The 15,485-nt window shown below is 38.1% G+C and carries 14 protein-coding genes; 8 read left to right on the top strand and 6 right to left on the bottom strand.

What is annotated here, in order from left to right:
- The first annotated feature begins 358 nt into the window (after positions 1–358).
- The 7 genes from ACY2RU_RS09920 (at position 359) to tsaB (ending at position 8,124) form a co-directional block, all read left to right on the top strand.
- The gene (locus tag ACY2RU_RS09920; RefSeq protein ID WP_490138300.1) at positions 359–1,081 is read left to right on the top strand and encodes an ABC transporter ATP-binding protein; all 723 of its coding nucleotides are present in this window, start codon (positions 359–361) and stop codon (positions 1,079–1,081) included.
- On the top strand, positions 1,074–2,318 hold the full coding sequence (locus tag ACY2RU_RS09915; RefSeq protein WP_490138299.1) for an ABC transporter permease: 1,245 nt from the start codon (positions 1,074–1,076) through the stop codon (positions 2,316–2,318). The genes ACY2RU_RS09920 and ACY2RU_RS09915 overlap by 8 nt, the downstream gene beginning before the upstream one ends.
- Position 2,319: 1 nt before the next feature.
- On the top strand, positions 2,320–3,579 hold the full coding sequence (locus tag ACY2RU_RS09910) for an ABC transporter permease (protein ID WP_490138298.1): 1,260 nt from the start codon (positions 2,320–2,322) through the stop codon (positions 3,577–3,579).
- A 32-nt stretch (positions 3,580–3,611) separates the two neighbouring features.
- A complete protein-coding gene (locus ACY2RU_RS09905; RefSeq protein WP_490138297.1) occupies positions 3,612–4,772 on the top strand; it encodes an efflux RND transporter periplasmic adaptor subunit in 1,161 nt (386 codons plus the stop codon).
- Between the two features lie 62 nt (positions 4,773–4,834).
- Positions 4,835–6,166: a TolC family protein gene (locus ACY2RU_RS09900; RefSeq protein WP_490138296.1), complete on the top strand. Its 1,332-nt coding sequence runs from the start codon at positions 4,835–4,837 to the stop codon at positions 6,164–6,166.
- Between the two features lie 3 nt (positions 6,167–6,169).
- Positions 6,170–7,468 (top strand): efflux RND transporter periplasmic adaptor subunit, encoded by a 1,299-nt coding sequence (locus ACY2RU_RS09895; protein ID WP_490138295.1) that lies wholly within the window; start codon positions 6,170–6,172, stop codon positions 7,466–7,468.
- Positions 7,468–8,124: a tRNA (adenosine(37)-N6)-threonylcarbamoyltransferase complex dimerization subunit type 1 TsaB gene (gene tsaB, locus ACY2RU_RS09890; RefSeq protein ID WP_490138294.1), complete on the top strand. Its 657-nt coding sequence runs from the start codon at positions 7,468–7,470 to the stop codon at positions 8,122–8,124. The genes ACY2RU_RS09895 and tsaB overlap by 1 nt, the downstream gene beginning before the upstream one ends.
- On the opposite strand, the gene ACY2RU_RS09885 is transcribed toward tsaB, so the two are convergent.
- The 6 genes from ACY2RU_RS09885 to ACY2RU_RS09860 form a co-directional block, all read right to left on the bottom strand.
- Positions 8,111–8,863: a hypothetical protein gene (locus ACY2RU_RS09885; protein ID WP_490138293.1), complete on the bottom strand. Its 753-nt coding sequence runs from the start codon at positions 8,861–8,863 to the stop codon at positions 8,111–8,113. The two genes, tsaB and ACY2RU_RS09885, sit on opposite strands and share 14 nt — an antisense overlap.
- A gap of 68 nt (positions 8,864–8,931) precedes the next feature.
- Positions 8,932–9,627: a hypothetical protein gene (locus ACY2RU_RS09880; RefSeq protein ID WP_490138292.1), complete on the bottom strand. Its 696-nt coding sequence runs from the start codon at positions 9,625–9,627 to the stop codon at positions 8,932–8,934.
- A gap of 29 nt (positions 9,628–9,656) precedes the next feature.
- Positions 9,657–10,517, bottom strand: a complete 861-nt coding sequence (locus ACY2RU_RS09875) for a mechanosensitive ion channel family protein (protein WP_490138291.1) — start codon at positions 10,515–10,517, stop codon at positions 9,657–9,659.
- Between the two features lie 4 nt (positions 10,518–10,521).
- A complete protein-coding gene (locus ACY2RU_RS09870) occupies positions 10,522–12,639 on the bottom strand; it encodes a thioredoxin domain-containing protein (protein WP_490138290.1) in 2,118 nt (705 codons plus the stop codon).
- Positions 12,640–12,712: 73 nt separating this feature from the next.
- Positions 12,713–12,913, bottom strand: a complete 201-nt coding sequence (locus ACY2RU_RS09865; RefSeq protein ID WP_490138289.1) for a dodecin family protein — start codon at positions 12,911–12,913, stop codon at positions 12,713–12,715.
- Positions 12,914–13,115: 202 nt separating this feature from the next.
- Positions 13,116–14,048 carry a NifU family protein gene (locus tag ACY2RU_RS09860; protein WP_490138288.1) on the bottom strand — a complete coding sequence of 311 codons (933 nt, stop codon included), beginning with the start codon at positions 14,046–14,048 and terminating at the stop codon, positions 13,116–13,118.
- A 75-nt stretch (positions 14,049–14,123) separates the two neighbouring features.
- On the opposite strand from ACY2RU_RS09860, the gene ACY2RU_RS09855 reads away from it, so the two are divergent.
- Positions 14,124–15,485, top strand: a 1,362-nt coding sequence (locus ACY2RU_RS09855) for a choice-of-anchor L domain-containing protein (RefSeq protein ID WP_490138287.1), incomplete at its 3' end; no start/stop codon positions are given.

Raw genomic sequence — 15,485 nt, 5'->3', positions numbered from 1 at the left:
TTTTTTCTCTTATTCATTGTGGTAGCAAGTTTACCGGTTGAAGCACAATGTGCAATGTGTCGCGCAGTGCTTGAAACTGAAGATGGGGGCGCAACCGCTAAGGGGGTTAACAATGGTATTTTATACCTAATGATTTTTCCGTATCTACTCGTAGGCGGTTTAGGTTATGTAATTTATCGTATGTGGAAGAAGAGTAAAGCAGTCTAGTTTTCATTTTCTTCGGAAGAATACTGTAACAAAAATAAACAGAAGACGTCTTATATAATAGACTTTCACCAACCAAAAGCTTTGTAAGTCTTAACTAAATTTTCACACTTTAAAAGTATGAAGCCTTTACCTTGTGCTTAATAGTATTATTATGATTGAAATTAGTGACTTACACAAATCATATCAGATGGGGAACAATTCCCTGCATGTTCTTAAAGGGATTGATTTTTCAGTTTCTGAAGGAGAAATGGTATCGATTATGGGATCATCAGGATCTGGAAAATCTACACTGCTCAATATCCTTGGAATGCTTGATGAAGCTGATAGTGGAACCTATCATCTCGATGGAAAGATCATAAAAAACCTGAACGAAAAGGTAGCTGCTCGCTACCGAAATCAATTTCTTGGGTTTATTTTTCAGTCCTTTAATCTTATAAATTATAAAACGGCACTCGATAATGTGGCTATGCCCTTGTATTACCAAGGTGTTAAGCGCAACATTCGTATGGAGAAAGCTATGCATTATCTTGAAAAAGTAGGTCTCGCAGAGTGGGCAACACATTTGCCGAATGAGCTTTCGGGTGGTCAGAAGCAGCGTGTCGCAATTGCAAGAGCCTTGGCGAGTGATCCAAAAGTGTTATTGGCCGATGAGCCTACTGGAGCACTTGATTCCAAAACATCTTATGAGGTTATGGAACTTATTCAGGGGATCAATGATGAAGGAAAAACTATTTTACTGGTTACACATGAAGACGATATCGCTCATATGACCAAACGTATCGTCAATCTAAAAGATGGACGAATCATTGATGATAGTAAAGTCACGCAAATTCGGGCTGTAGATGCGCGTTTAAAAGCTGAAGCTAATGTTTGATTTAGAACGCTGGCAGGAAATATTTGAAACCATTGGAAAAAATAAACTCCGTACTTTTTTGACGGGTCTTTCAGTTGCATCAGGTATTTTTATTCTAGTGATTCTCTTAGGTTTTAGTAGCGGAATTCAGAAAGGAGTAAAAACTCAATTTGAACAAGACGCAACAAATCGTATCTCGGTTTGGACCCGAATGACCACAAAAAGTTATAAAGGCCTAAATCCGGGACGCTATATCCAAATGCGAAATAGTGATTTTGAGGCTATCAATGCCAAGTATGAAGATAATTTAGAATATAAAACGGCTATTTATAATATATGGGGTAGCCAAATAACTTATAAAGGGGAAACGGGGAATTATAGATTAGAGGGCGCGAACCCTGACCAACAGTTTATTGAGAATGCAAGTATGACATCTGGGAGGTTCTTAAGCCAAGGTGATATGAATGAATCTAGGAAGGTGGCAGTGATTGGTTATATCATTCAAAAGGATCTATTTAAAGGTAAGGACCCTGTTGGTGAAATAATTTCCATCTTTGGCGTAAATTTTAAGGTAGTAGGGGTCTATACAGATCCAGGAGGTGAACGAGAAGAAGGACGCGTATTTGTACCTCTTACTGCTGCTCAAATAGCATTTGGGGCAGGTGATAGGGTTCGGTCGTTAGCGTATACGGTGAAAATGGCCGACAATTTTGATGAAGCAGTTGCGCAATCTATGGCGATTTCAGAAAATATTGAGCAAGATATTAAATTGAGACATACCGTGGCTCCAGATGATCGCAGTGCTGTAAACGTCAATAATACATTAGAAGAAGCAAAAAAAATATATAGTTTGATTGCAGTAATACGAAATGTATTTTGGTTTATTGGGATCTTTACCATTATTGCGGGGGTAGTTGGTGTTAGTAATATCATGCTTATTATAGTAAAGGAGCGTACCAAAGAAATCGGTATTCGAAAGGCTATTGGAGCGTTACCAAGTTCTATTATTGGTCTTATTTTACAGGAAGCGATATTTATCACCGCCATTGCAGGATTTTTTGGTCTTTTTGCAGGGGTGGGATTATTGCAATTAGTGAGTCCTATGGTGGATAACGATTTTATAAAATCGCCACAAGTTGATTTTAATACGGCTATTATTACGGTCGTTATTTTAATAGTAGCAGGAGCAGTTGCAGGTTATATTCCTGCACGACGTGCTGCTCATATCAAACCAATTGACGCTTTAAGAGACGAATAATATGTTTAATAGAGATCGCTGGAACGAAATCCTTGAAGCGCTTAGCGCCAATCCATTTAGAACGCTCTTAACTGCCTTTGGAGTAGCGTGGGGTATCTTTATTTTGGTCGTGCTACTTGCTTTAACTACAGGGTTACGCAACGGGGTAAGTAAAGATTTTGGAAATTTCGCAACCAACTCGATGTTTATGTGGGGGCAAGGCACCTCGAAACCATATAAAGGATTGCCAAAAGGCCGCTATGTTCGCTTTAAAGTAGAGGATGTTGATGTACTAAAGGAAAAGTTACCTGAGTTAAAATATGTTTCACCTCGTGGACAATTGGGAGGATATAACGGCGCAAACAATGTGACCCGAAATGAAAAAACCGGGGCTTTCACCGTAAGCGGCGACTACCCCGAGTTTATAAGTCAGCAGCCAATGGATATTACGGCTGGGCGCTTTATAAGTTATTCAGATATAAATGATAAACGAAAAGGCGTTGTAATTGGCGATGGAGTGGTTACAAGCCTTTTTAACGTGGGTGAAGACCCCATTGGTGAATATTTAAAGATCAATGGTGTAAATTTTATGGTCATTGGTGCTTTTAAAGCTCCTAGTGACAATGGAAATAGTGAGGAGCTGGCAAATACTATTTACGTGCCTTTTACTACATTCAATCAGGTTTTTAATCGCGGAGACGAGGTAGGCTGGATGGCGATTACAGCGCACGATGCATATAGTATTACAGCCTTAAAGCCTAAGATTTTGGAGATAATGCGCCAACAGCGTACCATTCACCCTGATGACGACCGTGCTATTGGGAATTTTGATCGTGCTGAAGCCTTCGGAAGGATCACGGGCTTGTTTGATATTTTAAAGTTTGTTGGCTTTTTTGTGGGCGGCCTTGTGCTAGCTTCTGGGATGATAGGAGTGATTAATATTTTGCTCATTTCAGTAAAGGAAAGAACCAATGAAATTGGCGTACGAAGAGCCCTAGGCGCAACCCCATGGCAAGTTCGAGGACAAATCATCCAAGAATCATTAATAATCACCTTATTGAGCGGTATGGCGGGAGTAGCCTCTGGTGCCGGACTCATTTGGATCATGAATTACGCGCTTGAGCAAAGCGGACCTGTAGAAAATTTCGCAAACCCGTCAGTAAATATTGAAGTGGTGATCACAGCATTGATCATCTTAATAATTTCAGGAGTTTTAGCAGGACTTTTCCCTGCCATAAGAGCCACAAGAATTAAACCAGTGGATGCATTGCGAACAGAATAGTTAACAAAAAGATATTTGATACACTTATTACTATGAAAAAAGGAATTATAATCACCGTACTTATCGTCGTTGTTCTAGGGTTTATTTTAGGATTATGGTATGTTTTTAGCCTTGATCGGCAAGACCCAGTGGTCTACGAAACTGAGCAGGCCTCAATACAGACTATTGTTAAGAAGACAGTGGCTACTGGTAGTATTGTTCCAAAAGAAGAGGTGCTAATAAAACCTAATATTTCAGGAATTATTGATGAAATCTTTGTTGAAGCTGGAGATATCATAAAGTCGGGCGATCTAATAGCAAAGGTTAAGGTAGTGCCTAATATCAATTCATTGAGCTCGGCGAAAAACAATATTAATAGTGCACGAACTCAGGTTGAAACTGCTCGATTAGCCTTAAATAGTGAAAAAAACATTTATAATCGGCAAAAAGAACTCTTTGAAAAAGGTGTGATCTCAGCAAATGAGTTTGATCAGGCGCAACTTAATTACAATCAGGCGCAACAACGCTTCAACCAAGAAAAAGTTGGATTGTCAGGCGCGCAACAAACCTTTGATATTGTGAAAACAGGTACAACTAGTGGCTTAGGAGCTTCAGCAAATACAGAGATTAGAGCTACTGTTTCTGGAATGGTACTAGACGTTCCTGTAAAGACGGGAAATCAGGTTATTGAATCAAACAATTTTAATGATGGAACAACCATTGCTACTTTAGCAGATGTCGATAAAATGATCTTCGAAGGAAAGGTTGATGAAAGTGAAGTAGGTAAAATAAAAGAGAATCTTCCGTTGGAAATTACTGTGGGAGCGATCGAAAATAAAAAGTTTGATGCGATCTTAGATTATATTGCACCAAAGGGAATTAGTGAGAACGGGGCTATTCAATTTGAAATAAAAGGGACACTAAGCAAAAAGGATACAACTTTTATACGTGCGGGCTTAAGCGCCAATGCTTCTATTATTTTGGCCAAGGCTGAAGATGTGCTTACACTCAAGGAGGCGCTTGTACAGTATGATCCGGAGACGCAAAAACCATTTGTTGAAATAGCGACTGGCGATCAGGAATTTGAGCGTCGTGATATTGAACTTGGCATCAGCGATGGACTTAATGTAGAGATTGTTAGCGGGATCTCTAAAGACGACAAAATTAAGGTTTGGAATCAAATTAAGGCTGCTCCATCTTTCGGGCAACAGTAATTTTCGAAATATTCTGTAACACTTTCAGAAAACAAAAGACATATTCAACAACAATAAGCAACATGAAAAAATCAATTCTATTCAGCATCTTTCTTTTTGCCACCATCGTGGTAAATGCACAGGCAAAGAAATGGACCTTGCAGGAATGTGTGCAACATGCGTTGGAAAATAATATTTCGGTAAAACAGAGCGAATTGGACGTGGCAAGCACCGAAATTGAAAAACTCGATGCTATTGGCAACTTTTTACCATCGTTAAATCTCAGTGCCAGTGTTTCCCAAAATACGGGTCTTGGTTTTGATCCTACCACTGGGAATCCTGCTAACGTAACATTTTTGTCGGCTAGTGGCGGAGCAAGTATTGGCTATACGTTGTTTGATGGCCTTCGGAATGTTCGTGAATTACAACGTGCCGATCTATCAAAACTTGCTAGTCAATATCGTTTAGATAAGATGAAAGACGATATTTCGTTGTTTGTTGCAAATGGCTTTTTACAGGTGCTGCTTAACAAGGCAAACTTAGAGGTGATTCAATCACAGAACGCGGTGACCTTAGAACAGATCAAGAGAACCAATGAATTAGTTGATGCTGGAGTAATTCCTCGCGGAGATCTGCTCGAGATTCAAGCAACCGATGCCAATGAAAAGCAGCGAATTGCCGTGGCGGAAAACGCAGTGACTATTTCGAAAATAAGTTTAGCCCAACTTCTTTTGATCAAAGATTTTGAAAATTTTGATGTCGTCGATGAAGGTTATGAGGTAGTTGATTCTGGAATTATGCTGAAACCAGTTTCCGAAGTGATCAATACCGCACAAGAAAATAGAAGCGAAGTAAAAATTGCCGAACAAAATGTTGCTTTGGCAGAAAAAGACCTTCAATTAAGCCGCGGTGTGTACTATCCTACACTATCTGCTTTTTTCGGATATGATACACGATACTCAGATAATGATGCATTACAGAGAACCTTTACAGACCAACTTTGGCAAAATGACGGTGTTGGATACGGTTTAAGCTTAAACGTTCCTATTTTAAATGGATTTTCAGCAAGAAACAATGTTAAACGAAGTAAGATAAGTGTTGAACGCACCAAGTACCAATTGGAACAGGCTAAATTAGATCTTGAATCTAGTATTTATCAGGCTTATGTGGATGCCAAAGGAGCACTAAAAGCGTATGAAGCTGCAGAATCTGCTTTAGAATCACAAAATTTAGCATACCAGTACGCAAAAGATCGTTACGATGTAGGACGAACCAACGCTTTTGATTTTAGTCAATCAAAATTGCGCTACGACAATGCTCGTATTGAGGTAAATCGCTCGAAATACGATTATATTTTCAAAACTAAAGTGCTTGAACTTTATTTTGGCGTTCCCGCATCGGAATTAAAATTTTAAACCATGAAAAAAAAGACACTAATTATTATCGTTGTTTTTGTATTACTTCTGCTATCCGCATTGATCTATGGAAAAAAGGTTGGATGGTTCGGAAAGGGTGGCGATTTTAAATCGGTTGAGATCACGAAGATCGAACCTATCGATATTATCGAGACGGTAGCAGCAACAGGTAAGATCCAGCCTGAAGTAGAGGTAAAACTTTCTTCGGAAGTTTCTGGTGAGATCATTGAACTTCCAGTAATTGAAGGGCAAAAGGTCGAAAAAGGAGATCTTTTGGTTAAGATTAATCCAGATTTGATTCAAGCGGCAGTAAGCCAATCACAAGCTGGTCTTCAAAATGTACGTGCTCAATTGGCGCAAGCTGAAGCAAGTTTAAAAAACGCAAAGTTAAATTATGATCGAAATAAAAGTCTCTTTGAAAAGGGTGTAATTTCAAAATCAGAATGGGATGCCTCTATTGCAGATTATGAAATGGCAAAGGGTAACCAACAAGCAACATATTACAGTGTGCAAAGTGCGGCAGCCAATGTGAAACAGTCTCGGGATAATTTGTCAAGGACCACTATTTATGCTCCTATGTCAGGAACCATTTCGATGTTGTCGGTTGAATTGGGAGAACGTGTGGTAGGAACAGCGCAAATGGCGGGTACCGAAATTGTTCGTGTGGCCAACCTAAACAATATGGAGGTTGAAGTAGACGTAAATGAAAATGATATTGTCAAATTATCTGGTGGTGATTCAACTATTGTTGAGGTAGACGCTTATTTAAAACGTGAATTTAAAGGAATTGTTACCGAAATTGCAAATTCTGCTCAGCAGGCACTATCTGCAGATCAAGTGACCAATTTTAAAGTTAAGATCCGAATTCTTCCAGAAAGTTATAAAGATCTAACCGAAGGAAAACCTGACCATTATTCTCCGTTTCGACCAGGGATGACGGCAACGGTAGATATAATTACTAATAAAAAGAACGACATTCTCGGTGTGCCTATTAGTGCAGTTGTTATTAAAACAGACACCACAACGGCTAAAAAGGCGTATAAAAAATCGGAAGCAAAGACCACTTCTGCTAACGATGAAAAGTTTGAATGTGTTTTTGTAAAAAATGGGGATGAGGCTAAATTACGTGTGGTCACTACGGGGATCCAGGATGACGCTAATATTGAAATAATCACTGGTTTAAAACCAGGTGATGAAGTTATTACAGGGCCTTATAATACAGTTACCAAAACATTAAAGTCTGGCGATAGAGTGGAAAAGGAGGAGGAGAAAGACGAAGAAACTTCAGAAAAGAACGACTAATGGCGGTCATTTTATGCCTTGAAACGGCAACTACAAATTGCTCTATAGCGCTTTCAGTAAATGGAAGCGTTATTGCATTGAAAGAAGATAATGATAAGCAGTATTCACATGCTGAAAGACTTCATGTTTATATTGAGGAAGTACTTCAGAAAGCAAATCTCAGGAAAGAGGATTTAGACGCTATAGCAGTGAGTAAAGGACCAGGTTCTTATACGGGTCTACGTATTGGAGTTTCTGCCGCAAAGGGGCTCTGTTATGCCTTAGATGTTCCACTTATATCGGTTCCCACCTTAACTGTTTTGGCACAACAAGTTCAAGAGAGCGCCATAATTATTCCTTTGTTGGACGCAAGGCGTATGGAAGTTTATTCGGCTGTTTTTTCTTCGGAAAAAATACAAATAAGAGAAACCCGTGCTGAAATTTTATCGACTGAATCTTTTTCTGCTTTTCTAAAACAAGGGAAAACGATCTTTATTGGTAACGGGGTGGCAAAATTTCGAGATATATGTGCACATGCGAATGCAGAATTTAGAACCAACATTACACCTTCATCGAGCGAGATGACTCAATTGGCATTCAAAAAGTATGTAAATCAGGAATTTGAGGATGTTGCTTATTTCGAGCCGTATTATCTTAAAGATTTTATTGCGGGTTAGAGCTAGATAGGAGACCGTCGTAGTACTTAAACAGTGCAATCATATCAGTCTCATTCTCAACAACTAAGTTCCGGCTTTTTATAAAGGCTTCAATTTCCTCTTCTTTATCGCCCATTGCCTTGATCAATCTTGCTTTTTTATTAGGTAGTTTAAAGAAGTTCCCTTCTTTAGAAACTAAATAGTAATGAGTGTCCTTTTCAAATTTAGCGGGGATCGCAGGACGATAGGGTCTACTTTCTTTAGCAGGCGTAAAAGTAACCGTCATTTTCTTATAAAAATCAAAAACAGAACCGCTTTCTAAAAATGAAAAGTAGCCTCCATCATCAGCAGAATCTTGATAGTTTGCAAAAATATAGATGGTGTTACCAATTTTTGCATGGTATGCCGGATCTTTAAAAAGAGCATCATACGTATCTTCGGTAGATGTCTTTGAAGTACTGATCTCGATCTCTTCAGATAATATGTTGTATCGCAATAAGACGTTCTTCTTGCTTAGTTCTCCATTGATGTATAATTTGCCAAAAACAAACTCTTTGTTTGCATAAGGCGAACCTTCAATATTATCGACTGAATTTGGATTATCGCCAAAAAACTCATTGGCCGATTCTATTTCAATGGCACGTGACTGAAGCTCCCAAAAAGGGTTCTTTGATGAGGCGCGAACGGGATATTCCTTTTGAGCTAAAACAACATCATTAATAAAAAGTAGTGATAAAAATAAAAGTATGTATTTAGTCATTTTATTGAGATTATAATCCACCTCAATTTACATAAAAAAACATTCCAAATGTGAGGAAAAACTATATTTTAAAGAATTGAATTATAATAATTAACCAATTTGATAAGGTCTTTTTCACTATTTACGTCAATTCGCTCCTTTTTAATATAGGTATTTATCTCTTTCTTCTTTAAACCCATCACCTTCACGATTTTAGATTTACTCGTAGGCAATTCATAGAATGTACCTCTCTTGGAAACTAAGTAATAGCTAGTTTCTTGGTTTATTCTAGCAGGTTGATCACTGTCATATGAGGTTTTAGCCAAAGAAGGTGGTCTAAATGTAGCTTCCATTTTGCTGTATAATTCGAAATGCTCTCCTGAAGTCAAAATTTTAAAATAATGTCCTTTTAAATTAGACCCATCTTTCGGAATAAAGATATAAATGTTATCCATGATTCTAGCATAGGTGTCGGCGTTCTTTAGGAGTGCCCCATAGCTATCATCATTGCCGTTTTTTATTTCGATCTCATCAGAAAACGCATTGTAACGCAATAATACATTTTTAGATACTAACTTATCGTTTTGGTAAATATTACCCAATAAAAACGATTCATTTTCATATGCGGAGCCCTTCATATCACTAAGCTGATCTTCAGAGAGTCCTCTAAAAGTAGCATCAAAATTAGCGTCTATTTCTTTTTGAAGTAAATAGGTATGTTCGGTTTGCCCCATCGATATTGCCACACAGGCAAATAGTAGAATTGTGAATAGTCTTGTTTTCATGTGTTTATTTTTTTCAAATGTATCAAAAATTATGCCTTCGACTTAATATTTGTTTGATTTTCCAAATTGTAATGGTGAATATCGCGCTGTGGGAATGGTATAGAAATACCTTGAGCTTCAAGGCGTCTTTTAGCTTCCTCAAGGGTATAGAATCTTACATTCCAGAAATCCTCATTTCTTGTCCAATAACGCAGGCTTAAATTTACAGCGCTGTCTGCTAATTCTATAACAACAGCCATAGGCATTTTATCCTCCATTTTAAGCACTAATTCTTGTTCCATCACAAGGTTTAATAAAATGTCTTTTGCTAATTTGATGTCGCTGTCGTAACTAATTCCAATGGTGATTGCCTCTCTTCGAATGCCTTCTTCGGTAAAATTAATAATGCTTTCGTTTGAAAGTTGCCCATTTGGGATAATCGCTAATTGATTGCCAAAAGTATTCAGTTTTGTCGTAAAAATAGAGATCTCCTTTACGGTGCCTTCTATTCCTTGCGCTTTTATAAAATGCCCAACACGGTATGGTTTAAGCAATAAAATAAGCACGCCACCTGCGAAATTTGCTAGCGAACCCTGAAGGGCCAACCCGATGGCTAATCCCGCGGCTCCAATGATAGCAACTAACGAAGCAGACTCAACACCTAATTGAGTAATTACTAATACAAACAAAAGAATTTTTAAACCGTAGTTAATTAAACTAGCTATAAATTTTTCAAGTGTAGGATCGTAATCTTTCTGCTTAAAAAATTTAGCCACTAATCTATTGATCATACGAGCGAGCCAGAGTCCGATAAAAAGAAGCGCTATAGCTCCCAACAAACTTGGAATAAAATCAATTATTTTTTGTCCGTATTTATCTATATAAAATTCAATATCTTGAAATTTTTCCATAAATCTATTTGGTAACTTTTATTGATGTTAATGCTTTTTTCACGTCACTTACAGGTAGCTTACAGGCGTTATTTACACAAACATAAATAAGGGTTTCTCCATCAATATAACGCTCTTGTAGAAGGTATGCATCACTGGCAATTGTACTTCCAGCAACTAGTTTATTCGGTATATATGACTGGTTAATGCTTTGAATTTTACTTGCGGCATCTTTTCCAACGACAACAATTTCATAAAAATTACCTTGATAATTAGCGATGAGGTCCATCCAGTTGCTAAAACCTGAAGGAAATTGCTCTAATTCGGGAAGCACGTTTTTCAACATTTGTTTCGCAGTATCGCCAAATTTCGGACTGTCATAATAATGTGATAATCTAAACAGATTTTTTGCCATCATAGAGTTTGAGGCAGGAATAACGTTATCTCTGTACTCTATTGTACGTGTAACTAGCGCCTTATCCTCGTTGGAAGTGAAATAGAACATATGTTTTTCTTCATCAAAGAAATGCGTAAAACTATAATCAGCCAATACCTTGGCTATATCTAACCACTGTATGTCCATCGTTACTTCATAAAGGGAGATATAAGCGTCAACGACAGCTGAATAATCTTCAAGATATCCATTAATTGAACTTTTTCCATCTTTATAGTTGTGAAAAAGCGCGCCGCTTTCTTGCAATTGTTTTTCCTTGATAAAATTTGCATTTTTTAAGGCGGCACTGAGGTATGTTGGTTCTTGAAGGGCCTTATACGCATCTACATAACCTTTTAGCATCAATGCATTCCAAGAAGTAAGGGTTTTATCATCTAAGCGAGGTTTAGCTCGTTTGTTTCTATGGGCTAAAAGTTGCAGTTTCCATGCGACTTTTTTCTTCTGAAGGTCTTCGGAAGTGATCTCAAATTTTGAAATGATTTCTGCATCACTCGTATCGCGAATTAGCACGTAATTGCCTTTTTCCCAACTTCCGAAGCTATTGATATTGTAATAAGACTTAAACAATTCAAAATCTTCTTGGAGTAGCGATTGCAATTCCTCTTTAGTATAAACGTAGTATGCGCCTTCCTCTAACTCACCCGTCTCCGTCTCGCTATCGGCATCCAACGAAGAGTAGAAAGCACCTTCACTATTGGTCATGTCTCTGGCAATAAAATCGAGAGTTTCTGTCACTACTTCTTTATACAATTCATTTTTAGTCGCTAAATAAGCATCACTGTAAAGACTTACTAGTTGTGCATTGTCATAAAGCATTTTTTCGAAGTGTGGTACATGCCATTTAGTATCGGTACTATAGCGAGCAAATCCGCCACCTATGTGATCGTAAACTCCGCCATAGGCCATTTTAGTCAGAGTCGTGTTAACGTATTTTAAAAGTTCGGTGTCTTGGTTTTGTATGGCATTTCGAAGCAAATAATGATAATTATTCGGCATCATAAATTTCGGAGCTCTTTGATATCCTCCAAATTTTTGATCAAAATTCTTACTCCAAAGAGCCAAGGTGGCTTCCTTGTTATACGATCCGAAGTCAACAACGTCTGTATTTAATTCGATCAGATCCATATTTTTGATCCCTTCTTCTAGACGGTCTGCATATTCCTTTATTTTTTCGGGCTCTTTTTGATACGATTCCTGAAGCTGTTCTAGGGCGCTTAACCATTCAGTTTTCTTAAAATACGTTCCTCCCCAAATAGGCCTTCCGTCGGGCAAAGTGATCACATTGAGTGGCCAGCCAGCACTGCCGGTAAGCAATTGCACCGCATTGATATAAATTTGGTCTACATCGGGGCGCTCTTCACGATCAACTTTTACACTTATAAAATTCTTATTCATCACGGCAGCAACGGTTGAATCTTCAAAGCTTTCACGTTCCATTACGTGACACCAATGACAGGCTGCGTACCCAATACTAATGATCATAAGTTTGTTTTCCGTTTTGGCGGTTTCAAGGGTCTTTTCATTCCATGCCCTCCAGTCTACCGGATTGTGCGCGTGTTGCAACAAATACGGACTCGATTCATGGATAAGTTCATTGGTGTAGGCGTGATTTTGCACAATATCTTTTTTTGAAGAGTTACAGGAAGAAATAAAAATGGTAATAAAAAGGAGGAATACCGAAAGACGCATAGTAGGATAGATAAGAAATAAAAATACGCTTCCGAAGAGATCAAAAGCGCATTTTATTTGATCATAAAAGAAGTTATTTTACTTCAAATGTAATTTTTACGTTTACACGATATTCTGTAATAGAATCACCGTTTACAATACAAGTTTGCTCGTTGATGTAGCAAGAGCGAATGTTTTTAACACTTTTAGCAGCTTGTGCAACAGCGTTTTGTGCGGCATCTTCCCAACTTTTTGTCGAATTTGCTAATACTTCAATTACTTTTAATACAGCCATAATGATTTTATTTTTAAGGTTAATTTTTCTGAAGAACCAAGTTACAATTTATTGTACGGTTTTTTCTGAAAATCAAGTTAAAAGACCGAATATAGGGGGTAGAATGGTAGAGATTAGTTAGAAGTGAGTCGTGATTTGTCATCTAAGGCCTTTCCCTTTCAAAACTCAATAGCAGCTTCTGCCTTCACTCTTTGCGCTTCCATTATCCATTAACAGCTTCAACAGTAGTAACACGTCCTTGCAACATCTCAGTTAGCATATTTTGAATACCGTTCTTGAGTGTAACAGTCGATGACGGACAACCACTACAAGCACCTTGAAGGATGACGCGAACTGTTTTGGTTGCTTCGTCAAATGAATCGAATGCAATATGGCCTCCGTCGCTTGCAACGGCTGGTTTTACGTATTCATCCAAAATAGAAACGATTTCTTTTTCTATGTCTGTATATGATGTATTTATAGTGCCGTTTGATTCGGGTGCAGTCCCATTTTCGTTTTCTTCGGAAGTAGTGCTTTCTTCTTTCTGAAGCAACGCATCATTTAAAATAACTTTTCCGTCTTCAATATAGCTACGTATAAATTCACGCACCTCCATTGAGATCTCGTCCCATTCGGCAACATTGTATTTTGTGACCGAAACATAGTTGGAACTAATAAACACTTCCTTTACGAATGGAAAGGTAAATAAAGCAGCAGCCAAAGGTGCTTGTTGCGCTTCATCAATATTTTTAAATTCAAAAATTCCGGAAGCCAAAGGTTTGTTTGCTACAAATTTTAATACGCCTGGATTTGGGGTACTTTCTGCATATACGGTTACAGGAATTTTGGTTGTATCTTCCGAAGAAGTAATTACTGGTTTTCCAGTTTTTAAATAATCTGAAATTGCTTCTGCGACATCTTCTTGAACGGCATCCCAACCTATAATGTTATATTTTTCAATAGCGACAAAATTTTGTGAGATATAAACAGTTTTAACAAAGGGAAGGTGAAATAATTGTTGCGCCAAAGGGCTCGGTTGAGCCTCTTCTATGTTTTTGAATTCGAAGCTTTTGGCTTGAGTTAAAAAAGTATTCGCAACAAATTTTACAATATTTTCGTTATTTGTAGGTTGTACAGTAATGTTAAAATCAGTCATCTAGTGCATTTTTTTGCAAAAATATAAAAAGAAACTCAATGTATTCAATATATTTGGCTGCATAATCCCTCCCTTATGAACAAAATATTACTCCTCGTTTCATTGCTGGTTTCGGCTGTAGGGTTGGCTCAAATCACAATTGATGAAACATTTACTACTCAACAGCTTGTTGAAGATATTTTAATTGACAGCCCTTGTGCCCAGGTTTCCGACTTTTCTCAAAGCACAGGAACCGATTTTGGCGACGTAAATGGTATTGCCTATTTTAATGCCAATGGATCTAATTTTCCTTTTGCCGAAGGCGTAGTTTTATCTTCTGGAAATGTGCAAAATGCTCCTGGCCCTAATGTAGACCTCAATAGTGATGGCGGGGGTGCATGGGGAGGTGATGCAGATCTAGAAGCTAATACAACCGCTACTGGAACTATGAACGCATCGTATATTCAGTTTAATTTTGTTCCATTAATTTCAAACATCAGTTTCGATTTTATCATGGCCTCTGAAGAATATAATCAGGGTTTTGAATGTTCTTTTTCTGATGCTTTCGCTTTTATTCTTACCGACAATGTTACTGGAGCTGTTCAGAACTTAGCCGTATTGCCAGGAACAGCAACACCAATTGAAGTTACTAACATTCGGTATGAGGTAATTGGCCAATGCGCGGCGATTAATGAACAATATTTTGGACAATACAATTTTCAGCCTATAACAAATCCTATGGCTCCTTCAGTTCCCGCGGCAAGCGCAGCTATCGATTTTAATGGTCAAACCGTAGAATTGACAGCTATGGGAACGGTTACTCCAGGGAATACATATACCATTAAATTAGTTATTGCCGATCAGCAAGATACACAGTTTGATATCTCCGTTTATTTAGAAGCTGGATCATTTAATATAGGTGTTGATCTAGGACCTGATGCCACTATTGCTAGTGGGAACCCTGGTTGTGAAGGTGAAGATTTTACTATTGGTGTGATGCCAGAATTAGGGTCTACTTATAGATGGTTTGTTTTAAATATAGGTACAGGTATGTTTGACCTTATTCCTGGGGAGACAAATAGCACTTTAGATGTTACTGTCGATGGTACTTATAAAATAGAAGTTACAAGTAATACAGGTTGTGCAGCTACCGACGAAATTGAAGTAGAATTCGCACCACAACCTACTGCGGGGATCCCCGATATTTTAAAGATCTGTGATGATCTACCGTATGATGGTATTGGTCTTTTTAATCTTACAGATCGGGATGTGCAAGTTATGAATGGACAACCGGGTACTACAGTTTCTTGGTTTACTTCGGAAACGGCGGCTCAGGCAGGTGCGTTTCCAATCCCAGATCCTACCATGTATACAAATACAATGGCTGGTTTTGACTCTGTATGGGCACGTTTGGAAGAGAATACATTTGGCTGCTTTGATGTCGTTGAGTTGATTATC

Source organism: Ulvibacter sp. 2305UL32-6 (assembly GCF_058148545.1).
The sequence above is the reverse complement of the archived record's forward strand: the minus strand, read 5'-3'. Positions and strand labels throughout refer to the sequence as shown.